The sequence below is a fragment of the Jiangella rhizosphaerae genome, from assembly GCF_003579925.1.
GTDB classification, from domain to species: Bacteria; Actinomycetota; Actinomycetes; order Jiangellales; family Jiangellaceae; genus Jiangella; species Jiangella rhizosphaerae.
The window spans coordinates 1-7,772 of the sequence record NZ_QUAL01000364.1; the positions used below are offsets into that span (position 1 = coordinate 1).

Consider the following 7,772-nt stretch of genomic DNA (forward strand, 5'->3'; position numbering starts at 1 on the left):
CCCCACCCGCCACCGCGCCCTCCAACAACTCCTCAACCAAGATCAACCGGAGCCGGCTTGACATAGGGCTTCTCATGCGCCCAGCATCACAGGGCCTGCGCCGGCGCGGGGAGTCCGATCCTGCGGTCCTCGCGCGGGCGCAGGTCGGACGGCAGGAAGCCGGTATGCCGGCGGAACATCCGGCGGAAGTGGCTGACGTTGGACAGGCCGACGGCGTAGGCGACCTCCGGCACGCTCAACCGGCTGGTGAGCAGCAGCGACTTGGCTCGCTCCATCCGCCGCGACGTGACGTACTCGTGCGGCGCCAGGCCGGTCGAGGCCTTGAAGGCGCGGGCGAAGTGGAACGGGCTCAGCGCCGCGGCGGCGGCGAGGTCGTCGACGGTGAGCGGGTCGCCCAGCCGCGCCTCGACGACGTCGGCGACGCGGTCGAGCAGGACGCGGTGCAGCCGCCCGGCGGGCGCCCGGCGCCGCGGCGCGATGCCGGCGTAGTGCCCCACGACGTGCTCGGCCAGCCGGTGGGCCAGCATGCTGGCCCGGACGGTGTCGACGTGCACCAGGCCGAGGTGGGCGCGCTTGAGCACCGACGCGGTCCCGAGCACGACGGCGTCGCGCACGCCGCGCAGCGGCTCGATCTCCGGCGTCCGCGCCGATCCGGCGGCCGCCCGCAGCAGCTCGTCGGCGGGGTAGATCTCGACCAGCTCGTCAGGCCGGACGACCTCGCTCCAGTACACCGGCGACCACCCGTTCGCGAACACGTCGCCCGGCCGGATGTCGAACCGGTGCCGCCGGCCGCCGGACTCGGTGACGACGCCGTGGTGCTCGGCGAACGAGACGCCGATCTGCTGCGCGCCGCTGACGGTGACGCCGCCGGCGGGCGGGCTCCAGCAGTACACCGACCGCAGCCCCGGCCAGCGCAGCTCCGACCGGCGGGCGCGTGTCATCGCCGGGCCGCCGCCACCACCGTCGCGCACTGCAGGGACCATGCCGCCAGTATCCGTGCCTCGTCCAGCTCCAGCGGCGGGCCGGCGAAGGTCCAGGTCGACCGGTGCACGTTGATCAGCGCGCCGAGCAGCAGGACCGCCGCGGCGTCGACGTCGAAGCCGGGCGCCGGCTCGGTGCCGATCCAGCGCCGCAGCGCCTCGGCCATGACGCGGTACCCGGCGTCGGAGACCTGTTCGCGGAAGGCGTCGCGCTGCTCGGCGACCCGCTCACCCTCCCGCTCGAAGACGTCGACGACGGCCCGCTGCGACGCGAGCTCGTCGAGGACGTACCGGCCCAGCGCGAGCGCCTCGTCGCCGACGTCACCGACGTCGCCGGCCTCGCCGCCGACGACCTCCGTGCGCCGGGCCCGGACGGAGTCGAGGTGGCGCCGGACGGCCTCGTCGAGCAGCGCCTCCTTGCTGGGGAAGTGCCGGTAGAGCGCGCCGCGCCGCGGCTGCAGCCCGGCGGCCGCCTCGATCTGCCCGACCGTCGTGGCCCGGAACCCCTGCAGGGCGAACAGCCGCATGCCCTCCGCGAGTAGCCGGTCCTTCGTGCTTGCCTCCGCCGTAATCACATGATTACAGTACCGCATAATCAAGTGATTACATCGCTGGGGGAGGAGACCCACCATGGCGACCATCCAGCTCTCGGCCGGGCCCGTCGAGTACGACGACCACGGCGACGGCCCGCCCGTGGTCCTGCTGCACGGCCTGCACATGGACGGCGGACTGTGGCGGCGCGTCGTGCCGCGCCTGGAGGGCCATCGCCGCCTGGTCCCGACGCTGCCGCTCGGCGCGCACCGGACGCCGATGGGCGACGGCGCCGACCTCACCCCGCGCGGTGTCGCGCGGCTCGTCGGCGAGTTCCTCGATCGGCTCGGCCTCGACGACGTCACGCTCGTCGGGTCCGACACCGGCGGCGCGCTGGCCCAGCTGCTGCTCGCCGAGGCGGCCGCCCACCCGGCGACGCCCGGCGCCGGGCGCGTCGGCCGGCTGGTCCTCGTCTCCTGCGAGGCGTTCGGGAACTTCCCGCCCGGCCTGCCGGGCCGGGTGTCGGCGGCCGCGGCGCGACTGCCCGGCGGGCTCGCGCTGGCGGCGCAGTCGATGCGGCTGCCGCTGGCCGCCCGGCTCCCGATCACGTGGGGCTGGATGGCCCGGCGCCCGGTCCCGCGCGATCTGCTCGACGACTGGTTCCGTCCGCTGCGCTCCAGCCGCGGCGTCCGCCGCGACCTCGCCGCGTTCGTCCGGGCGATCCCGGACGCGGACCTCACGGCCGCCGCCGCGCACCTCGCCGCGTTCCGGGGGCCGGCGCTGGTGGTCTGGGCCGGCGACGACCGGGTGATGCCGCCGGCGCATGCGCGCCGGCTGGCCGCCTGCTTCGCCGACGGCCGCTACGTCACCGTCGCCGACAGCTACACGCTGGTCCCGCTGGACCAGCCCGCCGTCCTCGCCCGGCACATCGCCGGCTTCGCCCGTGCGGCCGGCGGCCCGCCCACCGGACGCCGCGTCCGGATTTCGGACCTCGGCGCTTTCCTGCCGGACGGCGGGACTAGCGTGTGTGCATGACCGTGACACCCTCGAAGCCCGACCTGAAGCCACACTCCCGGGCGGTCACCGACGGTCTCGAACGTGCCGCCGCCCGCGGGATGCTGCGCGCCGTCGGCATGACCGACGACGACTGGGAGAAGCCGCAGATCGGGGTCGCCTCGTCCTGGAACGAGATCACCCCCTGCAACCTGTCGCTCGACCGCCTGGCCAAGGCGTCCAAGGAAGGCGTACACGCCGGCGGCGGGTTCCCCATGGAGTTCGGCACCATCTCGGTGTCCGACGGCATCTCCATGGGCCACGAGGGCATGCACTACTCGCTGGTGTCGCGCGAGGTCATCGCCGACTCCGTCGAGACGGTGTTCGGCGCCGAGCGGCTGGACGGCGCGGTGCTCCTGGCCGGCTGCGACAAGTCCGCGCCGGCCATGCTGATGGCGGCCGCGCGGCTCGACGTCGCCGCGACCTTCCTGTACGCGGGGTCGATCCTGCCCGGCCGGGTGGGCGACCGCGACGTCACCATCATCGACGCGTTCGAGGCGGTCGGCGCCTGCGCCCGCGGGCTGATCACCCGCGAGGAGGTCGACGAGATCGAGCGGGCCATCTGCCCGGGCGAGGGCGCCTGCGGCGGCATGTACACCGCGAACACCATGGCCAGCGCCGCCGAGGCGCTCGGCATGTCGCTGCCGGGCAGCGCCGCGCCGCCCGCCGTCGACCGCCGCCGCGACGGCTACGCCCGTAAGTCCGGCGAGGCGGTCGTCAACCTGCTCCGCCTGGGCATCACCACCCGCGACATCCTGACGAAGGAGGCGTTCGAGAACGCCATCGCCGTCGTCATGGCGGTCGGCGGCTCGACGAACGCCGTCCTGCACCTCATGGCCATCGCGCACGAGGCCGGCGTGAAGCTGGAGCTCGACGACTTCAACCGCATCGGCGACAAGGTGCCGCACCTCGCCGACGTCAAGCCGTTCGGCCAGTACGTCATGACCGACGTCGACCGCGTCGGCGGCGTCCCGGTCATCATGAAGGCGCTGCTCGACGCCGGGCTCATGCACGGCGACGCGCTCACCGTCACCGGCAAGACGCTGGCCGAGAACCTCGCCGACATCGCCCCGCCGGACATCGACGGCAAGATCATCCATGCGATGAGCAACCCGATCCACAAGACCGGCGGCATCACCGTGCTGCACGGCTCGCTCGCGCCCGAGGGTGCCGTGGTCAAGTCGGCCGGCTTCGACACCGCCGTCTTCGAGGGCACCGCCAAGGTGTTCGACGGCGAGCGCGGCGCCATGGACGCCGTCGAGCAGGGGACGCTGCAGAAGAACGACGTCATCGTCATCCGCTACGAGGGCCCGAAGGGCGGCCCCGGTATGCGCGAGATGCTCGCCGTCACCGGCGCCATCAAGGGCGCCGGCCTGGGCAAGGACGTGCTGCTGGTCACCGACGGCCGGTTCTCCGGTGGCACGACGGGGCCGTGCATCGGCCACGTCGCGCCCGAGGCGGTCGACGGCGGTCCCATCGCGTTCGTGCAGGACGGCGACCGCATCCGGCTCGACCTCGCCGCCCGCACGCTCGAGCTGCTGGTCGACGACGACGAGCTGGCCCGCCGCCGCGCGGCCTGGACGCCGCCGGCGCCGAAGCATGAGCGCGGCGTGCTGGCGAAGTACGCCAAGCTGGTCGGCTCGGCGGCCAACGGCGCCGTCTGCGACTAGCTCTCGCGAGACCCGCCCTGGTCCTCGTCGGGCCGCAACCCGTCGAGGATCAGGGCGAGCCCGAACTCGAACTCGTCGCCGTAGTCGTAGCCGGGCACCAGCACGCGCGTCGTCATCAGCTCCATGAGGTGCGGATACGCGCCCTCCGGCAGGCCGGCCCTGATGCCGTCGGCCACCTCGCCGAGGTCTCCGTCGCCGGTGAACGGCAGGCTCAGCTCCTGCAGCACGAACCCGTAGAGATAGCTGTCGATCAGGGAGATGGCGTGCGCGGCCATCACGACGGAGAACCCGCCGGCCCGTAGCGCGCCGAGCACGGCGTCGTGATGCCGCAGCGTGGCCGGCCCGGGGCGGCCACGCGAGTCCATCAGGCCCACCGCCCACGGGTGCCGCTTGAGGGCCGCGCGCGCTGAGCCGGCGCGGTCGCGCATGGCGGCGCGCCACTCGGTGCCGTCGTCGGGCAGCGAGATCTCCGCGAACACCGCGTCGACCATGCCGTCGAGGATGTCGTCGCGCCCGGCGACGTGGTTGTAGAGCGACATCGCCTCGACCCCGAGGCGGGCGGCGATGGCCCGCATGCTCGCGCCGGCCTGGCCCTTCTCGTCGGCCAGCGCGACGGCCGCCGCGACGATGCGGTCGCGGGTGAGCGGCGCCCGCACGATCTCCTCCTCGCCTTGACGTACTTACGGTGTAAGTCTACCGTCTACTTACACCGTAAGTACGAACGGCCGGGGAGCGGACATGAAGGTGTGCATCGTCGGGGCGTCGGGGAAACTGGGGCAGTACCTCGTGCGCCACGCGCTGGACCGCGGCTACGAGGTGGTCGGGGTGTGCCGCGAGAAGAGTGTGCCGAAGCTCGACGCGGTCGCCGACCGCATCGCGATCGTCCCGGGCCCCACGAACGACCGCGAGGTCATCGGCGCGGCGGTCGCCGGGTGCGACGGCGTGCTCAGCGTGCTCGTCCCTTGGGGCGTCCAGCAGTACTCGTCGGGCACGGCGCAGGCGGTGCTCGACCTCGCCGAACCCGATGCGCGGCTGATCTTCTCCTGCGGCTGGCACATCAGCCGCGACGGCCAGGACCGGTACTCGTGGCGGTTCCGGACGGCGCTGCGGGTCGCCGCCCGCGTGGGGAAGCTGTTGCGCGCGGTCGAGATCGACGACCAGGAGGAGGCGTGTCGGCGCATCTTCGCCAGCGACCGCCGCTGGACCGTCGTCCGGGGCAGCGATCTCGAGGAGGGCGAGAGCCAGGGCCTGCCGGTGTGGAGCCGGCACGTCGGTGACCCGGTCCTGGCGAGCAACCTGACCAGGCGGACCGACTTCGCGCTGTTCATGATCGAGGCGCTGACGGACGACTCGCTGGTACGCGAGGCGCCGGCCATCGTCGGCCGGACGACGCCCAGCGCGCGGGCCGCCAGCGTGTAGACGCGCGTCTACACGGGCCGCTAAGATGGATCCATGAAGACCGTCGGCACTCGCGAACTGAAGCAGAACCCGCACACGGTGATCGAGCGTGTGCGGGAGACCGGCGACGAGTACGAGATCACCGCTTACGGGCGCCCCACCGGAGTTCGGATCGTTCCGGACCGTCCCGGCCCGCGTCGCTGGGTGAGCGGCGCCAGCCTCGCGGACGTGACGCCGATGAGCCCGCGGAACGCCACCGCCTGGCGCGGCGACATCGAGCAGGCCATGGCCGACGAGGTCGCCGACCCCTGGGAGCAGGCGTGATACTGCTCGACACGAACATCCTCATCGACCTGCATCTGTACGCCTTCGATCCGGCCGAGGAGTACGGCGCGAGCATCTTGTCCCGAGCCGAGCTGGAGTTCGGGATCCGCGCGGCCAAGAACCCGCGCGACGCCGCCGAGCGCACCCGGCGCCTCAACGAGCTCGACCAGCGGTTCGACTGGGTCGGCTTCGACATCGAGTCGACCCGTTCCTACGGCATGATCGCTGCCGGCGCACGAGCGAGCGGCGCCAAGATCGGCAGCAAGGACGCCCTCATCGCCGCACAGGCTCACCGGCACGGCGCCGCGGTCATGACGGCGAACACCGACGACTTCAGGCCCTTCGACCACGACGTCGAAATCATCGCGCCGACCCCGCGCACAGCTGGTTCCTGACGACACCGAGCGTGCTGCGGCCTCAGCCGACGGCGAACGGCAGCCGATCGGCGACGGCGCCGAGCGCGGCCGTCTCGGCGTCCGTCGGCGGTCGGCGGCCGGTGCCGACGAGCAGGGCGTCGGTGTCGGAGAAGGAGTCCGGGAAGGTGACCCCGGCGATCCGCTGCAGCGCCGCCCGGCATGCAGCCAACGCATCGGCGGGCGGCCCGGCGGACCCCGCCGGCAGATGCGCGACCAGGTCCAGGTGGTGCAGCGTCCACTCCAGCACGTACGCGGACAGGAAGTCGCCCGCCGTCAGCACCATGTCCTGCGTCGCGACCCGGGCGGCGGGGTCGGCCAGCGAGGCGGCGCGGCCCGCGGCCGAGCCGACGTCGTCGAGGTGGAACTTCAGCAGCGCGGGGTCGCCGTAGGCGGCGGCCAGCCGGGGGATCAGCGCGTCGAGCGGGTCGTCGCCGGTCGGCGGGTCGACGAGCGTCCAGTAGCCGTCCGCATCGACGGTCGGCTCCGCGTCGGACGGCGTGACCAGCGTGATGAGCACGTCCTGCGCGTCGATGACCAGATGGCACACGAGGTCGCGGACGAGCCAGCCGGTGCAGCCGGAGGGCAGCGCGAAGGCGTCGTCCGGAAGGGCGGCGACGGCGGCCCGCATCGCCGTCCACGACCGGGTGAAGAACTCCACCCGGGCACGGTAGCGGACGGTCAGGCGCGGCCGCGCAGGTGCCGGGCGATGACGCTCATGTCCTCGTCGCCCAGGCCTGCGGCGACGGCGTCGGCGACGGCGCGGCGGTTGGTGACGGCCTGCGGCATCGGCGCGCCGACGCGTGCGGCGAGGTCGAGGATGAGGTCGAGGTCCTTGCCGACGAGCTCGAGCCGGAAGGCGGCCGGAGCGTCATCGGGCCGCTCGAACGCCGCCCGCTTGTACTGGACGAACGGGCCCGCGGCGACGCTGCCCGCGAACACCTCGTAGGCGGTCTCGCGCGACACGCCGGACCGCTCGGCCAGCACCAGCGCCTCGGACAGCGCCTGGTTGAGCGCGTGGACCAGCGCGTTGACCGCCAGCTTCATGGTCGAGCCGGCGCCGTGGCCGCCCACGTGGAAGATCTGCCGGGCCAGGACGTCGAGCACCGGCCGGGCGCGCGCGAGGTCGTCGTCCGCACCGCCGACCATGACGGTCAGCTCGCCGCGCTCGACGACCGGCACGCTGCCGGACACGGGGGTGTCCAGCATCGCCCCGCCACGCGCGGCGACCAGCTCGGCCAGCTCGACGGACGTCTGCGGTGCGACGGTGCTGGTGTCGGCGACGACGGTGCCGGGCGCGGCGCCCGCGGCGACGCCGTCGGCCCCCTCGTAGGCGGCCCGGCAGGCTGCGTCGTCGGCCAGCGAGACCAGCACGACCGGCCCCGCGGCCGCCGCCTCGCGCG

General features: G+C 73.5%; 10 protein-coding genes. 5 read left to right on the top strand and 5 right to left on the bottom strand.

Annotated elements, in window-relative coordinates:
• Positions 1–86 precede the first annotated feature (86 nt).
• Entirely contained in the window at positions 87–983 is an 897-nt protein-coding gene (locus DY240_RS33010; protein ID WP_199702394.1) for a helix-turn-helix domain-containing protein, read from the bottom strand.
• The gene (locus DY240_RS25275; RefSeq protein ID WP_158602996.1) at positions 938–1,555 is read right to left on the bottom strand and encodes a TetR/AcrR family transcriptional regulator; all 618 of its coding nucleotides are present in this window, start codon (positions 1,553–1,555) and stop codon (positions 938–940) included. Before DY240_RS25275 ends, DY240_RS33010 begins: the two co-directional genes overlap by 46 nt.
• A gap of 55 nt (positions 1,556–1,610) precedes the next feature.
• Between DY240_RS25275 and DY240_RS25280 the strand changes: the two genes are divergently transcribed.
• Positions 1,611–2,546, top strand: a complete 936-nt coding sequence (locus DY240_RS25280; RefSeq protein WP_119662461.1) for an alpha/beta fold hydrolase — start codon at positions 1,611–1,613, stop codon at positions 2,544–2,546.
• Positions 2,543–4,234, top strand: coding sequence for a dihydroxy-acid dehydratase (ilvD, locus tag DY240_RS25285; RefSeq protein ID WP_119662462.1), 1,692 nt, complete (start codon positions 2,543–2,545; stop codon positions 4,232–4,234). Before DY240_RS25280 ends, ilvD begins: the two co-directional genes overlap by 4 nt.
• On the opposite strand, the gene DY240_RS25290 is transcribed toward ilvD, so the two are convergent.
• Positions 4,231–4,890, bottom strand: a complete 660-nt coding sequence (locus DY240_RS25290) for a TetR/AcrR family transcriptional regulator (protein WP_199702397.1) — start codon at positions 4,888–4,890, stop codon at positions 4,231–4,233. The genes ilvD and DY240_RS25290 overlap by 4 nt on opposite strands.
• An 82-nt stretch (positions 4,891–4,972) precedes the next feature.
• Between DY240_RS25290 and DY240_RS25295 the strand changes: the two genes are divergently transcribed.
• The 3 genes from DY240_RS25295 to DY240_RS25305 are packed head-to-tail and all read left to right on the top strand — an operon-like array spanning position 4,973 to position 6,351.
• Positions 4,973–5,653 carry an NAD(P)-dependent oxidoreductase gene (locus DY240_RS25295; protein ID WP_119662464.1) on the top strand — a complete coding sequence of 227 codons (681 nt, stop codon included), beginning with the start codon at positions 4,973–4,975 and terminating at the stop codon, positions 5,651–5,653.
• Between the two features lie 33 nt (positions 5,654–5,686).
• Entirely contained in the window at positions 5,687–5,956 is a 270-nt protein-coding gene (locus DY240_RS25300) for a type II toxin-antitoxin system Phd/YefM family antitoxin (protein ID WP_119662465.1), read from the top strand.
• Positions 5,953–6,351: a PIN domain-containing protein gene (locus tag DY240_RS25305; protein ID WP_119662466.1), complete on the top strand. Its 399-nt coding sequence runs from the start codon at positions 5,953–5,955 to the stop codon at positions 6,349–6,351. The genes DY240_RS25300 and DY240_RS25305 overlap by 4 nt, the downstream gene beginning before the upstream one ends.
• A 22-nt stretch (positions 6,352–6,373) precedes the next feature.
• On the opposite strand, the gene DY240_RS25310 is transcribed toward DY240_RS25305, so the two are convergent.
• Positions 6,374–7,030 carry a maleylpyruvate isomerase N-terminal domain-containing protein gene (locus DY240_RS25310; protein ID WP_119662467.1) on the bottom strand — a complete coding sequence of 219 codons (657 nt, stop codon included), beginning with the start codon at positions 7,028–7,030 and terminating at the stop codon, positions 6,374–6,376.
• Between the two features lie 20 nt (positions 7,031–7,050).
• Positions 7,051–7,772: NAD(P)-dependent oxidoreductase (locus tag DY240_RS25315; protein ID WP_147375520.1), on the bottom strand; the 722-nt coding region annotated here is incomplete at its 5' end.

Coding starts and splice junctions, on each gene's coding strand:
- DY240_RS33010 (WP_199702394.1), bottom strand. CDS start 983: ATGGTCCCTGCAGTGCGCGACGGTGGTGGCGGCGGCCCGGCGATGACA.
- DY240_RS25280 (WP_119662461.1), top strand. CDS start 1,611: ATGGCGACCATCCAGCTCTCGGCCGGGCCCGTCGAGTACGACGACCAC.
- ilvD (WP_119662462.1), top strand. CDS start 2,543: ATGACCGTGACACCCTCGAAGCCCGACCTGAAGCCACACTCCCGGGCG.
- DY240_RS25295 (WP_119662464.1), top strand. CDS start 4,973: ATGAAGGTGTGCATCGTCGGGGCGTCGGGGAAACTGGGGCAGTACCTC.
- DY240_RS25300 (WP_119662465.1), top strand. CDS start 5,687: ATGAAGACCGTCGGCACTCGCGAACTGAAGCAGAACCCGCACACGGTG.